Origin of the sequence: Nostoc sp. (assembly GCF_041747015.1) — a bacterium.
Taxonomy (GTDB): Bacteria; Cyanobacteriota; Cyanobacteriia; order Cyanobacteriales; family Nostocaceae; genus Nostoc.
In genome coordinates this window covers 1-23825 of the sequence record NZ_JBGTFY010000184.1, presented here as the reverse complement: position 1 = coordinate 23825, position 23825 = coordinate 1, and the positions used below count along the sequence as shown (strand labels likewise).

29 protein-coding genes are annotated in these 23825 nt (G+C 42.5%); 20 read left to right on the top strand and 9 right to left on the bottom strand.

Features of this window, described 5'->3' with window-relative positions:
* Positions 1-17 precede the first annotated feature (17 nt).
* The gene (locus ACEW80_RS15130) at positions 18-1073 is read left to right on the top strand and encodes a hypothetical protein (RefSeq protein ID WP_373527381.1); all 1056 of its coding nucleotides are present in this window, start codon (positions 18-20) and stop codon (positions 1071-1073) included.
* On the top strand, positions 1003-2031 hold the full coding sequence (locus ACEW80_RS15125) for a hypothetical protein (RefSeq protein ID WP_373527450.1): 1029 nt from the start codon (positions 1003-1005) through the stop codon (positions 2029-2031). The genes ACEW80_RS15130 and ACEW80_RS15125 overlap by 71 nt, the downstream gene beginning before the upstream one ends.
* Here the strand turns inward: ACEW80_RS15125 and ACEW80_RS15120 are convergent, their stop codons facing one another.
* The 3 genes from ACEW80_RS15120 to ACEW80_RS15110 form a co-directional block, all read right to left on the bottom strand.
* Positions 2032-3297 (bottom strand): hypothetical protein, encoded by a 1266-nt coding sequence (locus ACEW80_RS15120; protein WP_373527380.1) that lies wholly within the window; start codon positions 3295-3297, stop codon positions 2032-2034.
* Between the two features lie 15 nt (positions 3298-3312).
* The gene (locus ACEW80_RS15115; protein WP_373527379.1) at positions 3313-4221 is read right to left on the bottom strand and encodes a hypothetical protein; all 909 of its coding nucleotides are present in this window, start codon (positions 4219-4221) and stop codon (positions 3313-3315) included.
* 148 nt (positions 4222-4369) lie between these two features.
* Entirely contained in the window at positions 4370-4999 is a 630-nt protein-coding gene (locus tag ACEW80_RS15110) for a hypothetical protein (protein WP_373527378.1), read from the bottom strand.
* 84 nt (positions 5000-5083) lie between these two features.
* Here ACEW80_RS15110 and ACEW80_RS15105 point away from each other — a divergent pair, with 84 nt between their 5' ends.
* From ACEW80_RS15105 to ACEW80_RS15065, 9 genes are all read left to right on the top strand, one after another.
* Positions 5084-5635 carry a thermonuclease family protein gene (locus tag ACEW80_RS15105; RefSeq protein WP_373527377.1) on the top strand — a complete coding sequence of 184 codons (552 nt, stop codon included), beginning with the start codon at positions 5084-5086 and terminating at the stop codon, positions 5633-5635.
* A gap of 1 nt (position 5636) precedes the next feature.
* Positions 5637-6038, top strand: coding sequence for a Tfp pilus assembly protein FimT/FimU (locus ACEW80_RS15100; protein ID WP_373527376.1), 402 nt, complete (start codon positions 5637-5639; stop codon positions 6036-6038).
* A 602-nt stretch (positions 6039-6640) separates the two neighbouring features.
* Complete coding sequence (locus ACEW80_RS15095) at positions 6641-7138, top strand: hypothetical protein (protein ID WP_373527375.1); 498 nt, start codon at positions 6641-6643, stop codon at positions 7136-7138.
* A 112-nt stretch (positions 7139-7250) separates the two neighbouring features.
* Positions 7251-7793 (top strand): hypothetical protein, encoded by a 543-nt coding sequence (locus tag ACEW80_RS15090; RefSeq protein ID WP_373527374.1) that lies wholly within the window; start codon positions 7251-7253, stop codon positions 7791-7793.
* A 360-nt stretch (positions 7794-8153) separates the two neighbouring features.
* Positions 8154-8354, top strand: a complete 201-nt coding sequence (locus ACEW80_RS15085; protein ID WP_373527373.1) for a hypothetical protein — start codon at positions 8154-8156, stop codon at positions 8352-8354.
* Positions 8355-8957: 603 nt separating this feature from the next.
* On the top strand, positions 8958-9338 hold the full coding sequence (locus ACEW80_RS15080; RefSeq protein ID WP_373527372.1) for a hypothetical protein: 381 nt from the start codon (positions 8958-8960) through the stop codon (positions 9336-9338).
* A gap of 30 nt (positions 9339-9368) precedes the next feature.
* A complete protein-coding gene (locus ACEW80_RS15075; protein WP_373527371.1) occupies positions 9369-9878 on the top strand; it encodes a hypothetical protein in 510 nt (169 codons plus the stop codon).
* Positions 9879-9915: 37 nt separating this feature from the next.
* A complete protein-coding gene (locus ACEW80_RS15070) occupies positions 9916-11010 on the top strand; it encodes a hypothetical protein (protein ID WP_373527370.1) in 1095 nt (364 codons plus the stop codon).
* Between the two features lie 177 nt (positions 11011-11187).
* On the top strand, positions 11188-11577 hold the full coding sequence (locus ACEW80_RS15065) for a single-stranded DNA-binding protein (RefSeq protein ID WP_373527369.1): 390 nt from the start codon (positions 11188-11190) through the stop codon (positions 11575-11577).
* A gap of 332 nt (positions 11578-11909) precedes the next feature.
* Here ACEW80_RS15065 and ACEW80_RS15060 read toward each other — a convergent pair whose 3' ends face one another.
* Entirely contained in the window at positions 11910-12104 is a 195-nt protein-coding gene (locus tag ACEW80_RS15060; RefSeq protein ID WP_373527368.1) for a hypothetical protein, read from the bottom strand.
* Here ACEW80_RS15060 and ACEW80_RS15055 point away from each other — a divergent pair.
* Positions 12103-12456, top strand: coding sequence for a hypothetical protein (locus tag ACEW80_RS15055; RefSeq protein WP_373527367.1), 354 nt, complete (start codon positions 12103-12105; stop codon positions 12454-12456). The genes ACEW80_RS15060 and ACEW80_RS15055 overlap by 2 nt on opposite strands.
* A 122-nt stretch (positions 12457-12578) precedes the next feature.
* Positions 12579-14843: a DEAD/DEAH box helicase gene (locus ACEW80_RS15050; protein ID WP_373527366.1), complete on the top strand. Its 2265-nt coding sequence runs from the start codon at positions 12579-12581 to the stop codon at positions 14841-14843.
* A 3-nt stretch (positions 14844-14846) separates the two neighbouring features.
* Here the strand turns inward: ACEW80_RS15050 and ACEW80_RS15045 are convergent, their stop codons facing one another.
* Both ACEW80_RS15045 and ACEW80_RS15040 read right to left on the bottom strand, forming a co-directional pair.
* Complete coding sequence (locus tag ACEW80_RS15045; protein ID WP_373527365.1) at positions 14847-15113, bottom strand: hypothetical protein; 267 nt, start codon at positions 15111-15113, stop codon at positions 14847-14849.
* Positions 15114-15156: 43 nt separating this feature from the next.
* Complete coding sequence (locus ACEW80_RS15040; RefSeq protein ID WP_373527364.1) at positions 15157-15519, bottom strand: helix-turn-helix domain-containing protein; 363 nt, start codon at positions 15517-15519, stop codon at positions 15157-15159.
* Positions 15520-15688: 169 nt separating this feature from the next.
* Here ACEW80_RS15040 and ACEW80_RS15035 point away from each other — a divergent pair, with 169 nt between their 5' ends.
* From ACEW80_RS15035 to ACEW80_RS15020, 4 genes are all read left to right on the top strand, one after another.
* Positions 15689-16540, top strand: a complete 852-nt coding sequence (locus ACEW80_RS15035) for a MarR family transcriptional regulator (RefSeq protein ID WP_373527363.1) — start codon at positions 15689-15691, stop codon at positions 16538-16540.
* On the top strand, positions 16533-17039 hold the full coding sequence (locus ACEW80_RS15030) for a hypothetical protein (RefSeq protein ID WP_373527362.1): 507 nt from the start codon (positions 16533-16535) through the stop codon (positions 17037-17039). Before ACEW80_RS15035 ends, ACEW80_RS15030 begins: the two co-directional genes overlap by 8 nt.
* Before the next feature lie 198 nt (positions 17040-17237).
* Positions 17238-18146, top strand: coding sequence for a DNA cytosine methyltransferase (locus tag ACEW80_RS15025; RefSeq protein WP_373527361.1), 909 nt, complete (start codon positions 17238-17240; stop codon positions 18144-18146).
* Positions 18133-18705 (top strand): hypothetical protein, encoded by a 573-nt coding sequence (locus ACEW80_RS15020; protein WP_373527360.1) that lies wholly within the window; start codon positions 18133-18135, stop codon positions 18703-18705. Before ACEW80_RS15025 ends, ACEW80_RS15020 begins: the two co-directional genes overlap by 14 nt.
* Before the next feature lie 173 nt (positions 18706-18878).
* Here the strand turns inward: ACEW80_RS15020 and ACEW80_RS15015 are convergent, their stop codons facing one another.
* From ACEW80_RS15015 to ACEW80_RS15005, 3 genes are all read right to left on the bottom strand, one after another.
* On the bottom strand, positions 18879-19106 hold the full coding sequence (locus ACEW80_RS15015) for a hypothetical protein (protein WP_196528084.1): 228 nt from the start codon (positions 19104-19106) through the stop codon (positions 18879-18881).
* A gap of 170 nt (positions 19107-19276) precedes the next feature.
* Complete coding sequence (locus tag ACEW80_RS15010; protein WP_373527359.1) at positions 19277-19567, bottom strand: hypothetical protein; 291 nt, start codon at positions 19565-19567, stop codon at positions 19277-19279.
* A 129-nt stretch (positions 19568-19696) separates the two neighbouring features.
* Positions 19697-20080, bottom strand: coding sequence for a hypothetical protein (locus tag ACEW80_RS15005; protein WP_373527358.1), 384 nt, complete (start codon positions 20078-20080; stop codon positions 19697-19699).
* 245 nt (positions 20081-20325) lie between these two features.
* Between ACEW80_RS15005 and ACEW80_RS15000 the strand changes: the two genes are divergently transcribed.
* The 3 genes from ACEW80_RS15000 to ACEW80_RS14990 all read left to right on the top strand — a co-directional run.
* On the top strand, positions 20326-22860 hold the full coding sequence (locus ACEW80_RS15000) for a hypothetical protein (RefSeq protein ID WP_373527357.1): 2535 nt from the start codon (positions 20326-20328) through the stop codon (positions 22858-22860).
* Positions 22861-23051: 191 nt separating this feature from the next.
* A complete protein-coding gene (locus tag ACEW80_RS14995; protein WP_196528078.1) occupies positions 23052-23321 on the top strand; it encodes a hypothetical protein in 270 nt (89 codons plus the stop codon).
* Positions 23322-23487: 166 nt separating this feature from the next.
* Positions 23488-23825, top strand: a 338-nt coding sequence (locus ACEW80_RS14990; protein WP_373527356.1) for a class I SAM-dependent methyltransferase, incomplete at its 3' end; no start/stop codon positions are given.

The window sequence follows — 23825 nt, the reverse complement described above, 5'->3', positions numbered from 1 at the left end:
CGGAAACAGAAAGTTCAGTGGACGATTCAGCAATATCAATTTTGCAGCAAAACCGTCCTCTAAGAATTTCTTTGTCAGTCGATAACCCATCATTTCTTAAGGTAAAAGTTGGTCAGCAAATTAAACAAGGTGATGTAATCTCTGACAATTCACTAGAGCGATCGCGCCTAGACAAACAAAAACAATCCGTCAAACTCCAGGTTGATAACCTCAAGGGTAAGGCTATTCCTAAACCTTTTGAGCCAAAATTAACGGTAGGTGTGAAGCGATTACCACCGGCTATTTTCTCAGAGGAAGAGGCAGCGATCGCACAGTCTAAGATGAAGCGATCGCAATCTCAATCAATCCTAGAGACACGTACACAGCTATTAAATACTGATGATCCAGAGCGCAGGGCAGAGTCGGAGAATGCCGAAGCTGGATTACAAATTGCTGCATCCAAGGTAACAGAACAAGAGCAGATGATCCAGTCGATGCGCGATCTAAAATTATCACCTGAGATTTTGCAACATGAAGAGGCTGAACTTAAAAAGGTGCGATCGCTTCTCGATCAGGCTAACTCTACTCTCGACCAGAGCAAAGCCAAACTTAACGCTTCTGCAATCCTTCAACAACAAGAATTACAACAACTACAAATAAATGTGCGGTTAGCTGAATCTGAATTACAAGTTGCTGAATCTCGTTACACTGCTTCTCTTAATCGCCGTCAACTTACAGAATATGATGCAAATCTCAATGAGGCGAGGCAACAGCAGCAGGAAAACCAGACTCAACAAGAATATTCCCGGCAACTGCAACAATACGCCCAGTCACTTAGAGATAGGGATTATCAACTAGCACAGCTGAATATTTCACTTTCCAATATTGAGGATAAACTCGCACAAATCCCGATGCTGAGAAGTCCCCGCAACGGTTACGTTAGGAGAATTAAGCCTTGGACTGGGGTAAATGGCAAGTACATCACAACTATTACTATTAGCGCTGCTGATTTTTCCTCTCTTGATGGGGGAAGCGATCGCCTTACCAACAATACCGCCACCAGTCAAAATCCCAGTACCAGAGCTACCCGTTAAACCTGTAATCCCGACAATTCCGACAACTACGCTTTCTCCCACAACTTCACCACCAGCCACAGAAAATACACCAGACGATACCACGCAAGACGAGCAACCCCAGGAGAATTTGTCACCAGACGAGGCACCGCAAGCTGATCAAGATGCTGACTCAAAGTTGCCGAAAACTGAGCAGAATCCTTTTACCAAGCCTAGTATTGATGTCATTCTTGAGAGAGAAATGAATGATGATATGTGGAGATTATTAAAAGGTGGATTGCCATGTTTAGAAATATCGTCGATTTGTTTGCAACAGTTACAAGATAGAGCTGTGAGTCAATCACCTTTACTCAAGGAAATTGACACTCGTGTTGCTGAGGCAAATTCTAGAATTGATGAGGCGAAAGTGAGGAATAAAAAATCAATTCAACTTTCTATCTTGACCCCAGGATTGCAATATTTATTAGGCCCGACTCCAGTAGCAGGACAAGCACAAGCACCAGGAACAGGATTAATTGACAATATTGTAGGGATATTCAGTGGAAAAACCAGTTTAATTAATGGGTTGTTGAGTGTAATCGGTGTGCCGTTTTTTCAAGGAACACAGGGCGGGAATGCAGACGCGCAGCGCAATGCGATCGCTATCTCTGATATTCAAGTTAAAGTGGCTGAATTGCAACGCAGCCGCGCACAACTCGCCGACACAATTCGGGATAAAACAGCTGAATCACTCATCAGTTTTGACGAGGCGAGAACCGATTTTCAAACATCTCAGGTTGTAGGGTCAAGAGCGATTGATCAGTTCAAAGTTTTTGAATTGCGTTATGTAAGGGGTAATAGCGATACAGAAACTTACCTGACCAGACAGAATACTTTGGATAATCAGAAAGCCTCGACGTATAGAGCATGGGCTAAGATGCGGCGATCGCTATTTACAATTAAATTGCTTGTTCTCAGCGTTAAGGATGCTGAAATCTGATTATTTACATGGGGCAATTGAGGGAATGTAAACAAATTGAAAGTTAAAATAATCAGGATAATCCTGAATATCTGCCCATTCTCCATTAGCTTTTTTATAAAGTATCGCAACGCTTGCTGGATCACCTTCATAAGTAGCATCAAATCTAAAATTATCAAATTGTGCCCATCCACCAGAATCAGAAGTTGCATATCTATCAACCCATCCAAGATTTCCAGCTGGATAAGCAAGGAGTTCTGTATTAGGTGGTAATCCAATAACTACAAGGGTTCCACCATACTTGCACATTTGGCCTGATACTGGTGTTGGTTTTGGCGTAATACAATTTGGCGGAGTACCTGTAGTACCTGATGGGCAAGATGCCGGAGGCTCCACTGGTGGCGGCACAGGTACGCAAGTTGGAGGAACGCCTATAGTTCCTACAGGGCAAGCTGCTGGCGGCGGTGTAATGCAATTAGGCGGAGTACCTGTAGTTCCTTCTGGGCAAGTTGCACCACTACCGCCTCCACTGCTACCGCCTCCACTGCTACCACCTCCACCACCAGAATTTGGCGGTGAACTCCAAGAAGTTCCGCCACCACCACTGATACTTGCGATCGCTGCACTTGCTGAAAATGAAACAGGATTTTGCGATCGCCATGTAACCGCACTCACAGCAGCTACTATAACCGGGGCAGGAAACGCCACAAATAATTTACCCTTTCTGCAAGCTATACCCCCACCTGATTGCAGCCCTGAAAGCACAAAAGCTTGATTATCAATAATAACTGCACCAGGGCGCGGCTCACCTAATTTAAAAGATAAAAAACCACAAATATTAGCTCTAATACTTCTTGTTGGGGCTGTGGTCAGTAGTCTAATAGTTTGGGCGCTACTTGGTGATAATCCAGAGATATAGGTAGTCCCCTTGTCATCTGTCCAAATTTCCCTTTCAGCCTTGATTGTGCCGTCACACTTTACGGTTTCCTTAATCGGAATATTTGTATTTGTAAAGCCGTAAGTATCACCTTTTTTTTCATCTTTAATTTCAATGCGATCGCTTGCTTTTATCGTCCCACTTGCAGCTATTCTTAATATTCCGCAACTATTAGAATTAGCTGCTCTAATTATCGGCATCCCACCTAAATCAATAGTATATTTTGCATTAGCTTGCAAGCCTTTTATATGGAAATATCCATCAGTTCCAAGATACCCCTGCATTTGAGCTAGAGCAGATGTTGGAGTTAAAGCAATAAAAGTAAGAATAAGTAATAATTTTTTAAGCACTTTTCCTCTAAGAATCTAATTACAAGTTGGTATAGTTGAAGTTTGTTGTAAAGCAGCCCAAACGATTGGAAAAGTTAATCCTTGGCGGCTAATTAAAAAAGCTGATGGGCTTCCAATTTGAGTGCGATCGCTAATCAAACAAGCTTTAGAAGTAACTGTATAAGTCTTTTTCTGCAAGGGGTTAACAGCATTCGTAACTGTATAAGTTCCTGGCGGAATACTCGAAACTATCAAGTAATTCCCATTCTTTGCTACTACAGGCTGGGCGGTAAGTGAAGTTGTAGTAGTAGTTGTTGTAGTGGTTACGGGCGGGGTAACAGTTTGAGTAATTGCATTAGCGATCGCATCTCTGGGATTAAACCCTAGAGGAAAATATAAAACGCTTTTCAAACACAATAAAGGATCTTTAACTGGAAGAGCAGAAAACGCAAAATCTGCTCTGCTTGCTGTAATAGTAGGCAGATTAAGAGTTGATGCTAAAAAGTTGCGAATTTGTACAAATCCACAAGCATTAGCAGTCAGTTGCTTTTTTGCTTTATGATTTGGGTAAGATATTGTGTACGCTGCATTTGGAGTTTTACCAGTGATAGCAATCGCACCTGTGGGAGTCTCAAAGATTTGAGGATATCCCGCCAGTTCTACACAAGTTTTAGGCAATTCACGAATATTAAATTTAGAAGTTGGCGTGACCGTTTGATTCTCTATGGTAAAGGTTTCATCAGACCTAACCACAATTAAGCCACATGAACTAGCCTGAATAGCTCTTTCTAACGACTTTGCAACTTCGATTTCTACAGGTTGATTTGGTGGTAATGCATATAAAAATAACGAGCTATTTTTATCTTTAAATGCTGCGGCTTGTTGTGCAGTTACAGGCAATTGCAAGAAAATAAGTACGGTTAGTGTAGTTAGGAGCTTATTCATAGTTTTAAGCGAAAAGTGAGTGCGTCACGGTTTCCCGAAGTTGCTCCACTTGGGCAAAGCCCAAGACCGCACTTCTCTTCGTGCGCTCAACTTTTTAAGAAAGCGATCGCTTATTCTTAGAGGAAAAGGCAGCGATCGCTGTAATCAATTACCAAGATGCAGGGACATAACCGTAAGGAGTGCCGTCAATCGTGCGGCAATAAGGAGCAGTTACAGCATTTGGTAAGGTTGCAAGAGTGTAGCTAGTCGCGTCTACCATGAATGATGTAGGCAAGGATAGTCCAGTAGTTGGGCGTAGTACACCAAAACCACAAGCGTTTACAGTTACAGTCCGGGTTGTTGGTTGAGGCAAACTAACGGATACAGCAGCATTAACTGTTTTCCCAACAATTACAACTTGATTGCCAGCTGTCTTAAAATTAGCAGCGCGAGGCTCCATAAAAGCCCCACTTACACAACTAGGAAGAGATTGAACTGGAAGAGTAGATGCATCTACTGCAACACCATCAATTTTTAATCCTGCAAAACTTCCTGTTGAGGGAGATGAAATTCTAACTTCACCACAGCTACCAGCAAGCCTAGCGGTAGGTCTATCTGCGCTTCCAAGACTTACTTGAATTCTACTAGCAGGTGTTGCCGAAAATACAACTACTGTACTACCGTTATCCATAGCCTTATATACAGTGGCAGATTGATAAGGAATCGCAGCAGCAGAACCTATATTAGATGCGATCGCACCCACACCAACCAAAAAAGCCAAAATACTTTTAATTTTCATATCGTCGTAACACCATTGACAATTTAGTATGCTGCACTCATCTTAGAGTAGTAATTATTACTTTGTTAAGTGTTGATTCTAAGTATGAAAATTGGTCAACTTCACACAACAAAAATTTATATTTCGATTTTGCTATGTGCGATCGCTACATCTGGGTGTAACCGATTACACACAGCTAATCCACCGATGGCAAACTCTGAAGAATGGCAAGTAATTCGAGTGTCAGATGGAGATACGATCACAGTTCGCCAAATGGACGGGCAAGAAAAAAAGTTAAGACTATGTGGGATTGATGCCCCAGAAAAATCACAGCCTTTAGGGAAAGAATCAAAAGCTAATTTGCAGCGATTAGTTGATGAGATTGATAAAACTGTGATGGTGACAGAGATTGAAAGCGATCGCTATGGCCGCACTGTAGCTGAGGTTTTTTCCTCTAAGAATGGAGTTGAAAAAAACTTGAACTCTGAGCAACTATCAAGCGGAAACGCATATATCTACACTCAATATGTGGGTTCATGCCCGAATAAAATTGCTTTTGGGAATGCGGAGGCGAAAGCCCTTTCTGGACACTTGGGTGTATGGTCGGGTAACTTTGAGAAACCTTGGGATTATAGAAAAAGACTTCGTGGTAATTAATATGAAAAATAATCAGGGATTTACCTTAATTGAATTGCTTGTAGTTATTTTGATGATTGGTATTTTATCTGCGATCGCAGTTCCTAGCTGGTTGGGATTTGTCAATAATCAAAAACTAAACAAAGCGGCTGATAGAGTTGCTCAGGATATAAAAACGGCTCAATCAACCGCTAAAAGATTAAAACTTCTACAGGAAATTCCTACTTCTTCTGTGGATAACGTTTTGATAACCTACCCATCTCCTCAATTGCAATTTGATTATCAGGGTGCTGTAAAGGGTAATACTCCTTATAGAATAAATTTAAGCATTGGGACAAAACAATATTGTGCTGTTGTAATGACTAAACTTGGAGTAGTTATGATGGGCAAAAATACTCAAACGTGCGATCAATTATCGTTATAAAAAATGCTCCAAGACTTGGGATTATCGCAAGCAGCAGCGTAGTAGGTAAAGAAATTAATTAATATTGTTCCAGCGATCGCTGTCCGTTCCAGCGCTGGAAGCACTAGCGGCCAAGTTTATCAACTCCGCTCACGACCCTATAGCTTCCAGCACCTCCACTCCCCTCGATCCCCTCCACGTTCGGCTCACTGCGTTTCGGTGTTGGCAGTTTGTGTTCCATTGGTATCGAAAAGATTGCTGTTGCTTCGCAGTTTCTATTCCCTTCAGTGTGGAGTACCACACCGAAGGAGTCTTTTTTTAGAACCAAAGAGCTATCTTACCATGCCCGAAGACGGGCATGGAATAACTCTTTTTGGGGTTCTAAAAAAAGAATAGCAAATTGTTTTTTACTAAGAGATAAAAAACAAATTGCAGGAGGAAGAAAGAAGAGAAAAAAGGAGAGGTAAAGGTATCTCTGCAATCAAGAAAGATGCTCAAAGATAACCAGTTTCTGCATTCTTTCTTCACTGCTCGCTCACGCTCGCACCCGAAAAAAACATGTTCTATAGCGCGTGTACGTGCTATAGTTAGCTATTATCAGATTTTTGCAGGGCGAAAGCTTTATGTTAAATAGAATTGGTTTTGTTGATAAAAATAAAGTTTGGGATTTTGTTAAATCTCAAGAATATTTATTAGAAGCTGAAAGATGGAATAAAAAACCAAATGTTAGCGGTAGAAAATGTTTATGGTTTGGTTTAGGAGTCGAGCTAGGTTTAAAAAGCTCGATTTTTGAAGGTATTAAAATTGATAATGGATTAAAACAAAAATGTGATTATTTATGGGGTGGAAATGATTGGAATAGCATTTTATTATATAAATATCAAGCAGGTTGTGAGCTTAAAAATCACGTAGATCGGGATATTTTTGATAGCAAAGTTATTTTAATTAATATCAGCGAGGATAGTTTGTTAGGTGGAAATGTTGAGTTTTTTTATGATGGAAATATCGAAATTCTCAGCAATGGGGAGGTTATAGAATTTAACAGCAAAATATCTCACGGGATAAAAAAGCTTAAATCTGAGCGCTGGAGTTTAAGCATCAGAAAGATCCTCACTTCGTGATCCTCACTGCTCGTGGGTCTTGCGCTGCGCGTCTTGCCCCACTTCGCTGATCGCAGTCGCAGTGCAAAAAGAAACCCAGTTTTTAAAAACAATAAAGGTATTATTTTATACTATGCTTTCCACCACTTTCAACTACTACACCTGCTTTGGTTTCTCCGGCTCCCGTAAGTGGGGTCAATCTCCAGCCCCGTTATCTAGCGCTGCTGCTGCTGTTCCCCCTGGCTCCCGTGTTCTTGTCGGTTGCGCTGCGGGTGTCGATGCGTTTTTCCGGTTGGCCTTTCCTACAGCTGAGGTTTTCAGTGTTGCGTCTGGTCAGTGGGGGCGCGGTCGTGGGGCGTTTGCGGCGCGGTCTGTGGCGTGTGTTCGTGCCGTGGTCAATGGCGGCGGTTTATGGGTTTCGTTCCCTAGTTCCCCGTGTCCAGTTGGCCTTGTTCCTGCGGTTTCTCAGTCGCGCTGCTTTTCCGGCTCCGGCTCTGGCTCTTGGGCTTCGTTGGCTTTTGCCCTTGGCTGCTCGTTGCCTTGCGTCGTCTTTTTGGGGTCGTTGCCTGTTCCTGTGGCGTGGGGTCTATCGCCTGTTCCTGGGTTGCCTGGGTGGTTTGGTTGTCCCCAGGTTCTCGCCCCGTCTCAGTCTCCAGTCCAGTTGCCGCTATTTTAGTTTGCAGGGCGGCCACTTCCCGCCCCAGCTTCTCAACGATCGCATCTCTACAAAAATCCCGATAGCGATCGCCCCCAGCTTTTTTTATTTCCTCTAAGAAACGCGGGGTCACTCGAATTGTCAGCGCCTCGGTTTTCTTCTCTTCATTCCCATAGTCAAACTTATATTTTGTCCCGAAATCAGGGTTTCCCCCCGGCCTGCCTCTACCACCCATATTTTTAGCCATAATCTGCATTTTTATTCTAGTTCGTGTACACGCTATATTATTAAAGATTCTGTGAAGACTAGCCTATATTAGCGCGTACACGCCCTATAAATGATATAATTTAAGGGTACCCGACCAAGGACAAAGGCGAAGCCATGACATCTGATAAAACTTGCACAGCATCAATTTTCATCCCCAGCATTAATGATTACGTGGAGATTGTTGGCGGAAAATGTGAACAAATTGATGGAAAGCAATATTTACGAATTATTTGTGCAGATTCTAAAGGCAACGAAGTTTGTTTAAATCCCTCAGATTTAGATGTTTACTTCAAAAGATTTGTTGTTCCTTTTTAATTAGTTAATCTCTGCGATCGCTTCTTACGGGCGATCGCTCTCCCTTCATCCTCTAAGAAAATTACAAGGTATCCGAGCATGACTAAATTTATCGTAGGCAAAACTTACCAATGTAGATCAATCTGTGATCATGAGTGCGTATTCAAATACGAAATAATCGGGAGGACAAAATCATTCATCACCACAAAAAACCACAACGAAATTACAAAGAGAAAGGTTTATCTAGACGGTAGTAAAGAATATTGTTATCCGCAAGGGCAGTTTTCAATGGCTCCAATTTTGAGAGCAGATTCAATAGCTAATTAAGTCTAAGCGATCGCTCCTCATGCGATCGCTCTCTCTTCATCAAGAAAAGAAAATCACAACCATAGGGCAATGACAATAAAATTTAAAGCTGATCTAACCGACACAGAAGGCAGAGTAAGGATAATCGAAATTGAACTCAGCAAAAGAATAACTAATTGCGAGTTTCGGCAGATTATCGAAAAAGAACTACCAGGGTGGAAGTTACTTAGTACCTGGAATTAGTTTAACGCGCGTAGGTTTTAATTCATAAGCGATCGCACCTCTTCATCAAGAAAAGAAAAACTAAGGTATCCGACCATGACAGAAGCAGAAAAAAGACTAAATGTTTACTTCCAAAATAGAGAAGGCGTACAAGCGGGAGACGCGATCAGACTAACTCAACCCTGGAATACTTTAGAGGCAGGAAAAATTGGCATTATTGGCGGAATGCGGCACAGAAAATTAATTTCTGGCAGCATAATCTTTAAATACTCTGCCTTCAGAGACGACAAAGTTGTAAGTTGTTCTGGTGGCCCAGGCACAATTACAACTGATACAAAGTTATTAATTCCAACTGGCGAAAAGATTCTAATTTGGTTTTGGAGATGGAAGGATGGATACCCAAGAGCAAGTAATGGTGAGGATTACGGGGTAATGGTTAACGTCTGGGAGTGGGATGGTAAATCAGAACAAGACTAAATATTACGGCTAATGATTAAGCGATCGCTTGTGGTTGCGATCGCTTCTCTTCATCCTCTAAGAAAATCACAATCACAATCACAGGGCAATGACAATAAAATGGTAAAAATCAAACTAGCGGTAGTCAGAAATAACGGGGAAATCTTGAAACGCGGGATTTATGGAGCATCTAAAGATGCTGCTAACCGCGCACGTAAAGCGGCAGAATTCGCTAAAAATAAATGTTTTGAATCTAGCTTGAGTTGCAAGCTTGAAGAGTTTGATATTACCGCGATCAACGTCTCACACATTGACTTAAATTACTGGACTGAGCGCTACGAAATTAGACCTGCTACCTGTTATCACACCAAGGAGATATACTGGCGCGTATATAAAAATGGTGGCATCCCGATGAAGTCGGGATTAAACGATCCTACATTTACCGAGCAAAAGGCTAATGAGTATTTTGCAGAGTTGCTAAAAGTGAAAGTCTGCAAGCCAAAAATGAAAGTATATTTTATAGAGTTCGCAGACGGCACAAAACTTCGGGAAATTGCATAAGTAATCAAAACTAGCGATCGCTTCATCCTCTAAGAAAATGCACTCGACCCACTGCGCCTTAGCTGTAATCAGGGAAAAATACTTCTCCCTACTACCGGATAGTGCGATCGCACCTTTAGAAACTGCTATCCAACTGTCAGAAAAATATCATAAAACTTGGTGGTCAATTTGGTGGAATTCTTCAAATGTTCGTACCAAAAATCGCATTAAAGAAGAATGTAACCATCTGGCTTTTGATTGCTACACCGCCATGATGCAATGTGCGATCGCAATCAATACCCACGCTATCACTCAGTCAGCACTTAATATCAAGCCGCCTAAACTCTGGGCAGCAATAATCAAAGAGCTTTCCCTAGCTTTTGAATGGATAGAAAAAGACAACTATTCCGAAATAAATCAACGCCAACTAATACTAAATCTGGAAAATCCAACCATGACTAGATTCTCTGCGATCGCACACACCCGCGCCAACTACAATTATTCTCCTTTTCATCAATCTTTATTGCATGAGAACAATGGCGAAGATTATGCACTTCGACACATTTACAGTTTAGAAAATACCAAAGTATTACTTACAAAATGGGGATGGTCAGCAGAAGAAATTAAAGCTGGAATTGACCATGCAACAATTGACGTTTATAAAAATCAAGTTTATTTGCATATTTCTAATAAGATCAGCAAGCGTGGACAGCTGATTAAAATTCGTGGCATATCTCGTTTCATTTCTAAAGCTGACTTTGTAAGCGTGTTAATAGAACGCTGCTGGTCAAAGGCTGACCCCTACAAATTGCAGCCTGGGGATAATTGGGATGAATTAGTCGCAATGGGTAACACTGGTGATTTTTACGAACTTAAACTTCACCGATATGAAGTAACTTGTACTTGTCATGCCTACAGTGGTATTGAAAAAGCTTTTGCACAGGATGCAGTTGCAACTAAACATTTAATGCTGCATGACACTGTAAAAGGGCAGATACCTGATAAACATATCTTCGCAGTGTGGAAATATTTAGGCGCACAGACTTTACAACAGTACGAATACTGCTGGATGGAGCGTAAGGAAGCTGCTATGAAGGAACAGGATAAATGCTCATGGCAATATGACCCTGAACCAGAGTTATCGGACTGGTAAAACCCTTGTAAAACATTTCTGGCCGCCAGCCCACAGCCATAAGAGAGGGTATCCCAGGAAAAGCATAGGTGGAAAAGCACAGGTATCCGACCAAAGAACTCATGCACATCCAAAAAAACTCATGCACATCCTGCAAGACAACTTTATTTTAACACCACTCATCAAGAAGAATCTACCATGACACCAGAACAAACTGATCTTTGGCTTGAAATTCAAAACCGCCAAATGCTGGCACTTGAGCAAATAGCTGATTGTTTAAACAAACTGACTCCTAATACTGCGCCAAACTATCAGCGAAACATTGAGGAATTTAAGCGTTTTGACTGGGCCAGCATTAATGCAACTGTTGAGCGTAGCGATCAATATGGAGCCGCTATACTGACTTGGAAAGGATATCAGTTTATTAGGCGATCGCCCTCTAATAAGTTTGGCGCTGCTGTTTGGTTCTCGCGCTGCACTGGTAAAGATGATGCAGGTGAAAATGTCTATGAACGCCTGATTACTTTTAAACCAGTCTCAGATAAAGAAGTCGAGCCATTACCTGAGAAAGTTAGCCGATATTTGTAGTCCATGTCTGCGACAGGCATAAATGCAGCCAATTTTCTTATGTGTTTCTTCCGGCCAAAAATGTAACTAGGCTTGTAACCAGGCCAGCACGAGTAACCGCCGCGTTGCCGCAGCAGTTTCTTTTTCTTGCTGTGTCTGGTTGCAAGGGCTGGCTGAGGGAAAGTTGCATTTTTGGCCGGTTCTCTGTTGGCGTAGTTTACCTTTCCGTAGCGTAGTTTACCGCCGTAGGCATCGCTGATCATGATCGCATACGCGAAATAAGAAGCTGTTGCAAAGCCGTTTCTTTTCTTGACTCCCTCCGGTCGATTCCCCCCCCGCCCCAAGGGGAGCGCTCATTGCCGCAGGGCTACCCCGGCTGTTTTAGGATGGCTACGCGTATCAAGGGCTTCGCAAGTGGCGAAATATTGTTGCTTCGCAGTTTTTATATCTGGGGAAACCCCAGACCCCATCGCCACCCTTGACACGCTACGCAAGAAAGAAATAGCCGGGGGTTTGCCCTGTCGTCGTTTCGCGTTGAGGTTGGCCATGTCTGCTCTAGTTGCTCGTCGGTCGTTCGTTGGTTGTCCCGCTCCGTTGGCGGCTTCAGTTCTTGAGTTGGCGCGTTTGTTCCCTGGTTTGGGGCTTGCGGTGGTGCGGCCTTCTGCTCGTGCGTTTTCTAGTTGGGTGTGTGTTTGTTCGTTCGCGTCTGAGGCGGCGGCGGTGCGTTTTGCGGGTGTTGCTGCTGGGCGGTTCTTTGGTTCTGGTTCGTTCTGTGTTGTTCGGTTTACAGGGCGGCGGTGGCGGGTTTCGGTTCCTTGCCTCTCTCCTGCGGTGGTTGTGCGGGTGTGGTTGGGTCGGCGTCGGTTGGCGCGGGGTGGTCGGCTAGTTCTCGCTGGCTAGTTGTTTGGGGGGCTTTGTCCTCCCCTTTTTTTGGGATTTTTTTATATTTATTATTTAATTAATCTATATGCTGTGTACAGTGCATATATGGTATTATCCAAGATAGTATTCGACCAAAATCTATGCCTAATTACCATCCCAAAACAGAGCATCTACCAAAACAAAAAACAGCGTGGCAACATCTGCCAACTAAAGCAGTAAGAGTGCCTGAGATATTCTTAGAGGAAATAGAGAAGTTCGCGCGATCACTGGATAACGGTTCATCGCTCGATAGTGGTCTAAATCCTCTGGTGCGATCGCTACGCGAACATACTGTTGACTTAGAATCTGTGCTTGGTGCGGTTAACTCTTGGAAATTAGAGGAAATTGTCAAACTACAATTAGAACTGCCTGAAATCATCACCAAGAAGAAAGAAGAAACTAGCGATCGCCGTTTAGAGCAAGCAATCACTTACTTGGCTGATAGGTGCGACGGCGCATTTAGTCAGGACGGAGCAGGATTTAATGGTGCTGATACTGGCTTTGGACATTGGTTAGCAACGCAAGTTAAACTGAATTTGCCACTGCTACAGGCTCACGCGATCGCTGCATTAAAAATGATGAGAAAGTATGCCAAACAGCTTGAGCGTGGCGGTTTGTCGTTGCCTGAATGGGATGCGATCGCTCACCAATACCCCAAAAATTCAATACCTGTACTTATTCAAAATGATGAAGGTATAGATGTACTTCCAGAGCATAGGCTTGAGATTAAGGGCGAAAGGATTGCTGTGTACGCCCCTTACGATGAAAGCGGTAAATTTCAGCGTGATTGCAAGACTATCATTGGGTATGAGTTTGAAAAACTTGATAAGGATAATAAATTCTGGAGTTTTCCTCTAAGAAAAATTGAGGAAGTAGTAGAAAAGCTTACAGACAAAAGCTTTTACATTGCACCAGGGGTAGAGGGTGCGATCGCACTTGCTCAAATGCAGCGCCAAGAGGAGGAACAAGCATTGGAAGCGGTAGCGCTGGCAGCAGCTGATGGGATAGTAAGTTTAGTCAGAACTGCCAACCTAGACGCACCTTTGGCTAATGGCTGGTATCTGCGGGATTACCAGAAAAAAGGTGTTGAGTGGTTGCTTGCTCACCGTCGCGGTGGTATCTACACCGGGGGCATTCTTGCAGATCACATGGGGTTAGGTAAATCGCTTGAGGCATTGGTTGCAGCAAGAGCAATGCAGTGTACACACGATTGTCCGGTGTTTGTGATTGCACCTGTATCTGTGTTAGATAATTGGGTACGCGAGGCTGAAAGGGCAGAGGTAAAAATCGAGTGTTTTAGCTGGGCTAAGATGCCCAAGCCGTTAAATAATCAAAAATATGTGCTGATTTGTGATGAGGCGCATTATGCCCAGAACATTAACAGTCAGCGCACCAAGAAAATGGTAGAGCTAGCGCACCATGAAAACTGCTTAACAACATGGCTATTAACTGGTACTCCTATCAAAAATGGTAGACCCATCAACCTCTACCCGTTGCTTTTTGCAGTCAATCACCCACTGGCAGCTGATAAGTGGGAGTACGAGCGTTATTACTGCAATGCTAGACACAAGTCTGTTGGTAGTAAATCAGTTTGGGATAATAGCGGTGCTGCTCACTTAGATGAATTAGCCGTAAAAACTGAGGATGTGATTTTACGCCGGACAAAAGCTGAGTGTTTAACCGAGTTACCAGCTAAAACCAGACTATTTAAGAAAGCTGTACTAGAAGCAAGTGCAGCCAAATCATATCAGGAAAGGATACGCTCACTCGTGGACGACTACCGCCGCCGTGCAAAACTGGGTGAAGTTGATGAAAATGCAGAAGCGCTGGTAACTCTGAATATCCTGCGAAAGGTAGGGAGTGAGTTTAAGGTTGATGGCGCGATCACTCTTGCCGAGGAAATGTTAGAACAAGGTCAGCAAGTTGTAATCTTCACTGAATTTGTAGAATCAGCGAAAGCGATCGCATCTAAACTTAACGGGTTACTCTTGACCGGAGACACTAAGCCAGAAACACGCCAGGGATTAGTAGATCAGTTCCAGGCTGGTGAAAATAAGGTATTCGTTGGAACTATAAGAGCCGGTGGTGTTGGCATAACCTTAACAGCTGCTAGTAACGTGATTTTGGTTGATCGGGCTTGGACTCCGGGAGACTGTGAGCAGGCCGAGGATAGATGTCACAGGCTGGGGCAAGAAAATGCTGTGTTTGCAACTTGGTTGCAGTTGAGCGAAATTGATAAGGCAATTGATGGCTTATTGATTCAAAAACAGCAGCGAATTGAGCTTGTATTGAAGGGCAAGCGCAAGACTTTGCAGGGTATTAATTCCGCTTCGGATTTAGCAAAAGAGTTATTAGCTATCCTCTAAGAATTAACCCCCTCCCTCTGTCTTATCTTCTGATGAGTCTTGGGAGGAAATTTTTTTAGCGATCGCATCCAATATCGTTGATATCTGGTCAAGGCTATTTAAATTAACTTGGTAGACATTCGTAGCATGAACTTGATTAGAGCCTATTACTACTTGTAAGCCAGGTTCGCCCAGCAGATGCTTAATTAATTTGGCTTTTCCCTCAGCATCCAAGCGATCGCTATTTTCCATTAATTTTTCTAAAAAATTATCCTCACCTTGATCTACCACAATAAGCGCCTAAGTGTATATAAAAAAATAAATACTTCGGACATCATACTGCTACTTGCAGGTCGCTAGTATCCGTATGATTACCTGACATAGCCCCTGGTTGTAATACCCAAGCGGCGATCGCGTGCAGCATCTCTGCTTTCTCTTTTGGGGATGCAGTCTGAATTAATTGCGCTAGGCTCATTTCAAAAATACCCAGTCTTCCGAACGCGGGAACTCGGCAATCTTCAGGTAAGACATTAAGAATTGAAAAGTAGTCACCCGCTTTAATATCTTGCTTCCCGTTCATAAAGCGGCTAAGTACACTGTTATCAATGCCAGCAGCAGCAGCAATTTGTCTGGCAGTCATGCCCTCTTTAATAGCCTTGTTTACGGCATCTATTAGTACTTGCTGGTGATTTATCATTTTTGTTGCAAATATACAAAGCCTGCACTATATTTGTAATATAGCAAATTAATCTTCTGTCCACAAGGGTAATTACCCTCTGTTTTCTGCTGCCTTAATACTAAGAGTCAAGTTCCCCAATCATTTGCGGTGATTGGGGACTCATTAGCTTGCTTATTTACCTACTTCTATGATACCGAAACCTGAAAGAGATTCCAACACAAAAATAAGCGGGAAATTTTATCCCCTACAAAATGCTGAATGGGTAAAGGCTTGCAAGGAGCTAACCCGTACTCAATTAAGCGTTCTTTATTACTTGAGAAGTGCTGATCCTTACAGTAATGGAATGAAGATTAGAGCCTCAAGAATAGCTGATGAGCTACAGATATCAAGGCAAGCAGTTTACAAAGCTATTGATGCACTCTCAGAAAAAGAATACATCGAGAAAGAAGACGTTGAATACAGTTTAAAGCTGCGATCGCGTGGCTGCCTATGTGACAGTTTAGAAAACCGTCCACAACTGTCGCCGTCAGTTGACAGTTGTAAACTGGAGGCGACAGTTGTAAATGCAGGGCGACAGTTGTCAACTGACGGCGACACTTGTAACCTGGGGGCGACAGTTGTAAACGCAGGGCGACAACCGGAGGCTGAAACCCTTGTAGAAGAAGAGTCCCAAAGCTCTAAGATTAATAAGACTTATTCAGACTTTAAAAAGACTCTCTCAGAAGGGGAGAGAGAGGAATTTTTAAAATTTGGAGAAAATAAGGCTGCACAGCTACCAAATCCCCCTACTCTCCCCCAGCGCTGGATAGAGGCAAACTGGGAGGAGTTAGCAGCCCAGTGGTACAAGTCCAAGGGGCAAAGTAACAGGCAGCAAAATTCAAAGTGGGAGACTGACCCGCGAACCCATGATTGGCTAGCCATCATCGAGGAGACGGGCAACCCCCTAGAATTCGCGTCTGATAAGGAAAAAATAGAGTTTGTAAAGTGGTGCAAAGAAACCAAGCAGTTTAGCTGGTTGAAGGAAGGTGAACATGACTGACCTCCCAACCTTTGAACGGCTGCCAATCAACGAGCAAACCGAGAATGAGGATAAGGAAATTTGGCAACCATCCTGGCATTGCTTCTGCTGCCAGGACACGGGACAGATTCAAAGGCACTTAGTAAACCTAGTAATTCCTGATTACGACCCAAACCGCGATCGCATCCCCGTTTGTCAAGGATGTAATAAATTTGACAACTATCATCTCAAAGAATACGGGGTGTTAGATTTGCGATTTGACTTGTACATCTCCAAGAAACTAGATGCGATCGCTCGTGATGGGTGGAAAAAAACCACGGAGCAGCAATTTGAGAAGTATAAAAAGCAACTTGATATTGCAACTGGTGCGATCGCTCAGTCTCACAGTTTTGCAATATCAAATCGCACTTCTAATGATGAGCGCGAAGTGCAGCAGCGCAAGGCTGAAGTAGAGGCCATTACCCCCGAACAGTGGGAAGCAATGAATAAAGCTTACTCAGTAGGTAAAAAAGATGAGTGAAATTTCCTCTAAGAAAATATGGGTTGTGGGCGATCGCTTTCAATCCAGGCAGGATAAAAGCATTATTTCCACGCTGATAAAAATCAGGGAAGGTGGTAAAAAACCTTACACACTTCAGCATAACAACGGGCGGAAAGTCCATTGTGATGAATCTTGGCTATTAGATATGAAATTCTTAGAGGAAAGGGAAATCGCACCGTGCAACTCAAACACGCCAGTTTCTTCGCAGGAATCGGAGGCTTTGAACTTGGAATTGAAGCAGCCAGAGTGTCTGACTTCAACGGCAGTTCCTCATGGGGGAAACCACGCCAGTTTCTTCAACGGGGGGAACCCCCGCAACGAACTGGCTCCCCAAGATCGGACTGCCTCATCAAAACTGAACTCTTCATCGAAAATAACCCCGACGCTCAACGTGTCCTCAGCTACAGATTTCCTAGTATCTCCATCCACAGTGATATCAAGAACTACTACCCTAAATCTGGAGAATTTAACCTCTACACAATTGGATTTCCTTGCACGGGAACCTCAATCGCAGGGAACGGTACAGGGCTTGACCACCCAGAATCAAAACTCTGGTTTGAAGCCCTGCGGTGCATCGCCGACGGTCGCCCCAGCTTCATCATCATTGAAAATCCTACAGGACTTGTCAACAAAGGATTACGAGCAGTTCTTGGGGGACTCAGAATGGTTGGCTATGTCTGGGATGATCCGCAAATCATATCAGCTGCGGAACTCGGATCGCCCCAGCGAAGAGAAAGGCTTTTCATCATTGCCTACACCAACAACATACTGCAAAGGCTCAACGGGATGCAGACCAGCTGGAGCGACCAGATTGGAGCAGAAATTGAGGCCATATATAATCAAGGGCGACAAGTTAAACCCAGCTGTACCAGGGTGGATGATGGGCTTCCCCGTTGGCTGGGCGGAATATCCTTTGATGGATACTGGAGAAACAATATCAGTGCAGCTCCCATTTACCCCGGAGTACGCCACCATCTCAACAAACGACGGGATTGTAACGACCTCTACGCCCGATCAGTTTGCCCCCTCCAAGCCGCGATCGCAATTAGGCGAGTCTGTTACCTCGCTAAACTTGCTACAGATTAAACAGTCAGATTTAAAACTAGACCTTTATATATGCAACTCTTCGTTAAGCGTTGGCAAAATAACTGAGGTTTGGCAGACTTGTTTTACTGTTGATTGGAACAGTGAAATTAAGTGCTACTTCTGGGAAAGAGACAAGGAAAAAGTTGATCAACTAGCGATCGCACCCCAACACCTAATTGATAAATTCTTAGAGGAAAAGTTAGGGTGTGAAACAACACCAGAGATTTTCTTAGAGGAAACTGAACGCGCAGCAGCTTCTACCAAAAAGCCAAAAAGCAGACAGCGTAAAGGTTGTTTGTATAAATATCTTGAAAATAAAAAGCTGAAGGATGGAACCATCGCATCTTACCCCCGTGTAATCGGCCACAGACAGCCCGATAATCCTACTCATTGGCGCTGGGGGTTTAACTGGGAAGAGAAGATAGACGGGGAATGGAAGGGGCGGAGTATTGGAAGTGTGCCGTTGGGAGCGATCGCACTGATCCAGTCAATGCAGAATGAGGGTGTGCCACTTGAGGAAATTATCGATTTTATTAAAAGAGCTAAAGCAAAGAAATGACTTTATCAAGCGAGGAAACAAGCGATCACACAGTTGGTAGCTTTCATGTTCTCGCTTGTGCGATCGCTTTGCGAGCATTCAACCATAAGCTAGTCAGGCTCTAGGTTCGGCAATCTTTTACTTGAAGTTACATACAGGGGGTAGGGGATAAAACAGCAGTTTTGCAGCCATATTTAACGCAAGGATTCTAAAATAATTGTTATTGTCATCAAACACAACAGAATAATTCCCAGCTTACAAAACAAATTTCCTACAAAGGGCAGCAGGACTACCACAATGCTCAAAGCTTCAAAACTCATTGATAGAATGTAGACGATCGTAAACCAAAATATTCCTAGCAAGAAATATTTGAGGAATTTAGCAGTCAATTTGAATAGACGACTATCCTGATTTTTTTTCATGCCTATCAACTCCAATATTCGACTATTTCTCTGAAAAACAGTGTGCTGAAATGCTGTCTATATAAGTCTTTTCGTTTGGAAGTTTACCCGACGGCATTTCATAAGTTCGTAGCGTTTATATAGGCGAATGTGTAACACTTTTACAAACTTATGAAATCCTGTATACTGTATTAAGCAAATTTCAGGTCAAGCAGCTTTAGCTCAATATTTGGTAGTTGTGGGTCAATTAGACACTCCGCAGAATGACTTTTAACTTGGACTTGTAAGCCTAAAGGCGTAACTTGTACACTAACAATTCCATCAAACTTTGCTAGTACAGCTAAAAGGGTAGTTAGCAAAGCTAAATAAGCTAAATACTTAAAGTTTTGATTGTTGAGTAAATTCATTTTTTGCCCTGCAATTAATTTGTTCTGTTGGTTCTCAGAAACCAAAAAACGGATGTGCTGAAGCTTCAGCAGCATCCGTCGTGGTTATTTCCATCGATGATGTGTTAATAGAAATTTATTAGGTTAGGTTGTTCAGAATCACTCTCACACGAGATTTATTTCAAAAATTCATGAGGTGTAGCTGTGCTGATATCACCTCTAAACTTAACAAGGTTTAATTCCGTGGATTACCGATGGGCAAAACAGGAATCCATATTCACCGTCCTGTCCACGATGCAAGATGCTAATAGTCGCATAACCTTGTTGTAGACGAAAAGTCTCAAACAATGCGCTATCGAGCTTTGTGATAACCTGTTTCACAGTTTCCAAGGTTTCCCTCTGTCTAGACAGCGAAGTCGTTTTCCAGACAGCTAGGTCTTCTGGCGCAATCAGAAAATTTTGCAAATCTCCACACCAGCACTCAACTTTGTACTGACCTTGATTAGGGTAGCACCGGATTTGCATCAGTCCAGTGTTGTTAGATTGCTCAAATCTAGCTATCTTTTGTTCGCAGTAGTCGAGGATTCGCTCTACCGCTTTGGGAGACATAAACTATTCATACACTGTAAATTCCAAATACATATACTAATAAAAGGGCTTATATTATAAAAAAGTTGTAGCATAAGCTACAGAATTCAATATTTTCCTAAATAATATGTAAAAAAATGGTCATTTTTTGCTATCCCGAAAGTCATAAATTAGCAAGAATTTGTATAATAAAATACAAAAAACTAACAGCATGGTGATTTAATGTAAATATCATTTACATTAAAGCTATGCGTAGAATAAAAGCCATGAATAAAGAAAGCACTGGAGATCAAGAAGAATTACGGGAAATGCTCCACTTCTTCTTAGACAAAATGGGAGCAACGCAGGTAGAACTATCGGAAGGGATGGGTGTTAGCCGACCAGTTGTGATTAAATTTTTGAATAACGAGAAGAACGAGAAGAAGCAACGGTTGCCGGTTGACCGTCAAAGCTTGATCAAACTGTGTGAGAGTCTTCACAAACGTAGAGCATCTAAAAGGAAATCAAAAATAGAGGAAGAAGAAAAAATTGAATCTAATCCTGATGAATTGCGAGAGTTACTAGGAGAGATTGGAGCTGACGAACTACTGGAGTCTGCTGGCTTTTTGCCAGAGAACACCAGTACTATCAGAGTGACCCAAGAAAGGTTTTTTCAAGTTGCTCAAGTAGTTGCATTGCTGGAGTTTTTGAATTTTGAAGATTTACGTCCTACAACTCAAGAGTTTTTAGCGATCGCCAGTAACAAGATAGCTATTTCAAGTAACAAGTTTTTTTCAGAGGATTCTGAGTATCAGGAGAATGACTCTTTAGGGTGTTTGATTGAAAAGCTACGGGAACCTCACCCAACCTTGGGTTTAAAACTGAAACTGGAGGTGATTGAGAAGCTGCGACGAATCTGGGAAACACTAAAAGCTGGAGGTAAGATAAAGTTCACCAAGCAAGAGGCGATCGCGCTTTTCCTTAGTATTGCCATTAAGGAGAAAATGCCTAGAGATGTAGCTAATCTTCGTATTAGAGTTCAAAAGTTGGAATTCCGAACTTTATCCAAGTATATTAATCAGGACGAAAAATATAGCGATGTATACCATAAGTTCGTACAGATTGCTCATCAAGCAGAGCGCGAGCTAAATACTCCGGGTGCATACTTAACAACGCAATTAGAAGCACAGTCGCTCGATTCGCTCAGTCCAGTGATTATGGCGATAGTAACTTGTAGTTTTAGTCATAATGACAGTTCTAGTGAGCTTCTCGAATGGATGTATACCTCTAGCAACACAATAATGGAGAATGCTATCGGCGCTTGTAGCCTGCACATGGGCTTTAGTGAGGAAATAGCTAATATGACTCTATTAACAAAAACTCTAGACGGCAGTATTGACTCTTTAGTTGAAACAACAGTAACTCTAGGAAATAAGCAACAGTATCAAGGAATTTGGGTTGACCGGGATTCAATGATCACTATGCTGCAAGCGATTGTCTGTGCTGCAAGACAATGGTTAGCAGATCGGGAGTGGAATCACGAACTCAACTTGGAAATCTATAGTTCAGCATTTAAAGCTCTCTCTGATTTAAGGAAACGAGTAACTATAGCAAGGAGGGCTTTTCAGAATTTTCAATTCCTTGATAAAGAGTGCCAATCAGCTGAGATTAAGAGTATTGCTAACACAGCTAGAGATGAATTGAAAAAAATTCCCAAAGAGAAGATTTATTATTCGTATCGACTCAACTTCTACCGATGCTATTTACTTGCGAAACGATTGGAGTTAAGACAATCAAATTTTCAAGGTAATATCAGTAATGCACAACTACTTATTCAAGAAATCAAAGAAGTCTTTGAGGAAGACCAGCAAGTAAAAGAAGAGGTTATTCCTATCCAGGCTCTAATTCAGTCAGATATCTATTTATATGAGCTTTCCTGCGGACATGAGTCAAATTTATTTGAATCCAGTAAGAGGAGTAAGTGGCTGGGATTAGAAGAATGGGATAGTAAAATTAGAGGTGCAATTAAACCTGGATCTTGTTATAAAGATGCTGGTTTGGATGTTTATAAAGCCTTGTCTGAAATTTATGGAAATATCGCGCGAATAGAGCTTTACTTGTGCGACGACCGAAATATTCTAGAAAAAGCCGCAGAGTATTTTCTGAAAGCAGCCCACTATGCATTACGTATTGGTTTAACTCAACGTATGGCTCGATGGGTAGCTTTGGCAGGACGAGTATGGGTAAGACTTGGAGATGATAAGTTGTCAAAACAGGCATTACATTTTGCCGAGAAATTTGCTAATGATGATTTAACAACTGGTCACAGTGAGAATTTTCGCCAAGCAGTTCTTTCAGAAATTAATTTGCTTCAGGGAGAATATCAGCTTTTGATTCAAAATAATCCTATCGAGGCTTTAGAATATTTTTTAAAAGCATTGAAGGGGTCTGTATACTTAGGCTTAAACCGTCGGATATGTGATGCACTATTCAATATTTATATGTGTTCAAAGAAGCTTGGCAACTATAGTACCAAAAAAGGACTTAGCAGTGTATTTCAAGGAGAATATCAGTTAATTGAATCCAACAAAAGTGAACTGAATAAAATGAATAATTCCACATCCGAGAAAGTGTTAGATTTACTATGTAGCTTATGGAGTAGAGAAGATAATCCTACTTGGTTTCAAGTGCGAGGTGAGTTTTCTAAACTTGCGGCAGATATTTGGCAAGGATGGCATCTTGATACTAAGCCAGGAGCAACGACAAAACATCCAATCGCCGAGCGGATTGAAAGCGAATCTTGGCTTTGTCAAGTTAATTAAGCTATATTATTAACATCTTCTAAGTGAGTTAACTGCCACTCCAACAATACGTCCTACTTCGGGAGCAAAACGAAAAAGTTTTGCGTAATTCCTGTCAAGGATAAAGAGCGATCGCTTTTCCTCTTTGAATAAACCAAGCGACTACTTTTACAAAGCTCAAAAATCGCGGGTCATTTTTTTACTTTGAGGCGATGCCTACGGTGGTAAACTACGCCCTCTTCAATTTCTTAGAGGAAACAAGCGATGCCTACGGCGGGCGGGTACGCCATCGCATACCACCGATTTTCTCCCTTGAATTGGGGCGCTCGCTCCCCTCGTTTCCTCGCTTGATCGCCGCTAGGAGTGCGATGGCGTCTACGCCCGCCGCAGGCATCGCACACTTTCCAATGCAAGCGATCGCTTTATCGTCGGGTTTGAAGCTGGGGATTAAACAATGCTTCCCTCGTCATCTTAGAAGATAAGTGTAATTTGTGTAAATTAATACCACAAAATTTCTTAGAGGAAAGTTGAGTTATTGACTTTTCCTCGCTTGAATCTCAAGAATGGGAGCGATCGCCAACCGGGGGCGTAGCAAACATAGCATTGCCACACAACGTTTGCACCAGTTTTTAGCCAAAGGTCAGTTTTATGTTTGAACAACAACCTCAAAATTTACAGCTTCATGTTAAACAGTTGGCTACTGAAGCAATAGACAAATCAGAGCCATCGGCATGGTTTGAAGTGTTATATGCTGAATCTAAAGGTGATACAGCAAAAATTCCTTGGGCAAAGTTAACTTCTCACCCTTATCTACAAGATTGGTTAACGAATCATCAACCGTTCGGTTCTGGGCAAAAGGCGCTAGTCATTGGTTGTGGTTTGGGAGATGATGCCGAAGCTTTAGCTCATCGAGGGTTTGAAGTAACTGCTTTTGATATTTCACCGACAGCGATCGCTTGGTGTCAAGAGCGATTTCCAAATTCGAC

Coding starts and splice junctions, on each gene's coding strand:
- ACEW80_RS15125 (WP_373527450.1), top strand. CDS start 1,003: ATGGGGGAAGCGATCGCCTTACCAACAATACCGCCACCAGTCAAAATC.
- ACEW80_RS15115 (WP_373527379.1), bottom strand. CDS start 4,221: ATGAATAAGCTCCTAACTACACTAACCGTACTTATTTTCTTGCAATTG.
- ACEW80_RS15110 (WP_373527378.1), bottom strand. CDS start 4,999: ATGAAAATTAAAAGTATTTTGGCTTTTTTGGTTGGTGTGGGTGCGATC.
- ACEW80_RS15105 (WP_373527377.1), top strand. CDS start 5,084: ATGAAAATTGGTCAACTTCACACAACAAAAATTTATATTTCGATTTTG.
- ACEW80_RS15100 (WP_373527376.1), top strand. CDS start 5,637: ATGAAAAATAATCAGGGATTTACCTTAATTGAATTGCTTGTAGTTATT.
- ACEW80_RS15095 (WP_373527375.1), top strand. CDS start 6,641: ATGTTAAATAGAATTGGTTTTGTTGATAAAAATAAAGTTTGGGATTTT.
- ACEW80_RS15090 (WP_373527374.1), top strand. CDS start 7,251: ATGCTTTCCACCACTTTCAACTACTACACCTGCTTTGGTTTCTCCGGC.
- ACEW80_RS15085 (WP_373527373.1), top strand. CDS start 8,154: ATGACATCTGATAAAACTTGCACAGCATCAATTTTCATCCCCAGCATT.
- ACEW80_RS15080 (WP_373527372.1), top strand. CDS start 8,958: ATGACAGAAGCAGAAAAAAGACTAAATGTTTACTTCCAAAATAGAGAA.
- ACEW80_RS15070 (WP_373527370.1), top strand. CDS start 9,916: ATGCACTCGACCCACTGCGCCTTAGCTGTAATCAGGGAAAAATACTTC.
- ACEW80_RS15065 (WP_373527369.1), top strand. CDS start 11,188: ATGACACCAGAACAAACTGATCTTTGGCTTGAAATTCAAAACCGCCAA.
- ACEW80_RS15055 (WP_373527367.1), top strand. CDS start 12,103: ATGTCTGCTCTAGTTGCTCGTCGGTCGTTCGTTGGTTGTCCCGCTCCG.
- ACEW80_RS15060 (WP_373527368.1), bottom strand. CDS start 12,104: ATGGCCAACCTCAACGCGAAACGACGACAGGGCAAACCCCCGGCTATT.
- ACEW80_RS15050 (WP_373527366.1), top strand. CDS start 12,579: ATGCCTAATTACCATCCCAAAACAGAGCATCTACCAAAACAAAAAACA.
- ACEW80_RS15040 (WP_373527364.1), bottom strand. CDS start 15,519: ATGATAAATCACCAGCAAGTACTAATAGATGCCGTAAACAAGGCTATT.
- ACEW80_RS15035 (WP_373527363.1), top strand. CDS start 15,689: ATGATACCGAAACCTGAAAGAGATTCCAACACAAAAATAAGCGGGAAA.
- ACEW80_RS15030 (WP_373527362.1), top strand. CDS start 16,533: ATGACTGACCTCCCAACCTTTGAACGGCTGCCAATCAACGAGCAAACC.
- ACEW80_RS15015 (WP_196528084.1), bottom strand. CDS start 19,106: ATGAAAAAAAATCAGGATAGTCGTCTATTCAAATTGACTGCTAAATTC.
- ACEW80_RS15010 (WP_373527359.1), bottom strand. CDS start 19,567: ATGCTGCTGAAGCTTCAGCACATCCGTTTTTTGGTTTCTGAGAACCAA.
- ACEW80_RS15005 (WP_373527358.1), bottom strand. CDS start 20,080: ATGTCTCCCAAAGCGGTAGAGCGAATCCTCGACTACTGCGAACAAAAG.
- ACEW80_RS15000 (WP_373527357.1), top strand. CDS start 20,326: ATGAATAAAGAAAGCACTGGAGATCAAGAAGAATTACGGGAAATGCTC.
- ACEW80_RS14995 (WP_196528078.1), top strand. CDS start 23,052: ATGCCTACGGTGGTAAACTACGCCCTCTTCAATTTCTTAGAGGAAACA.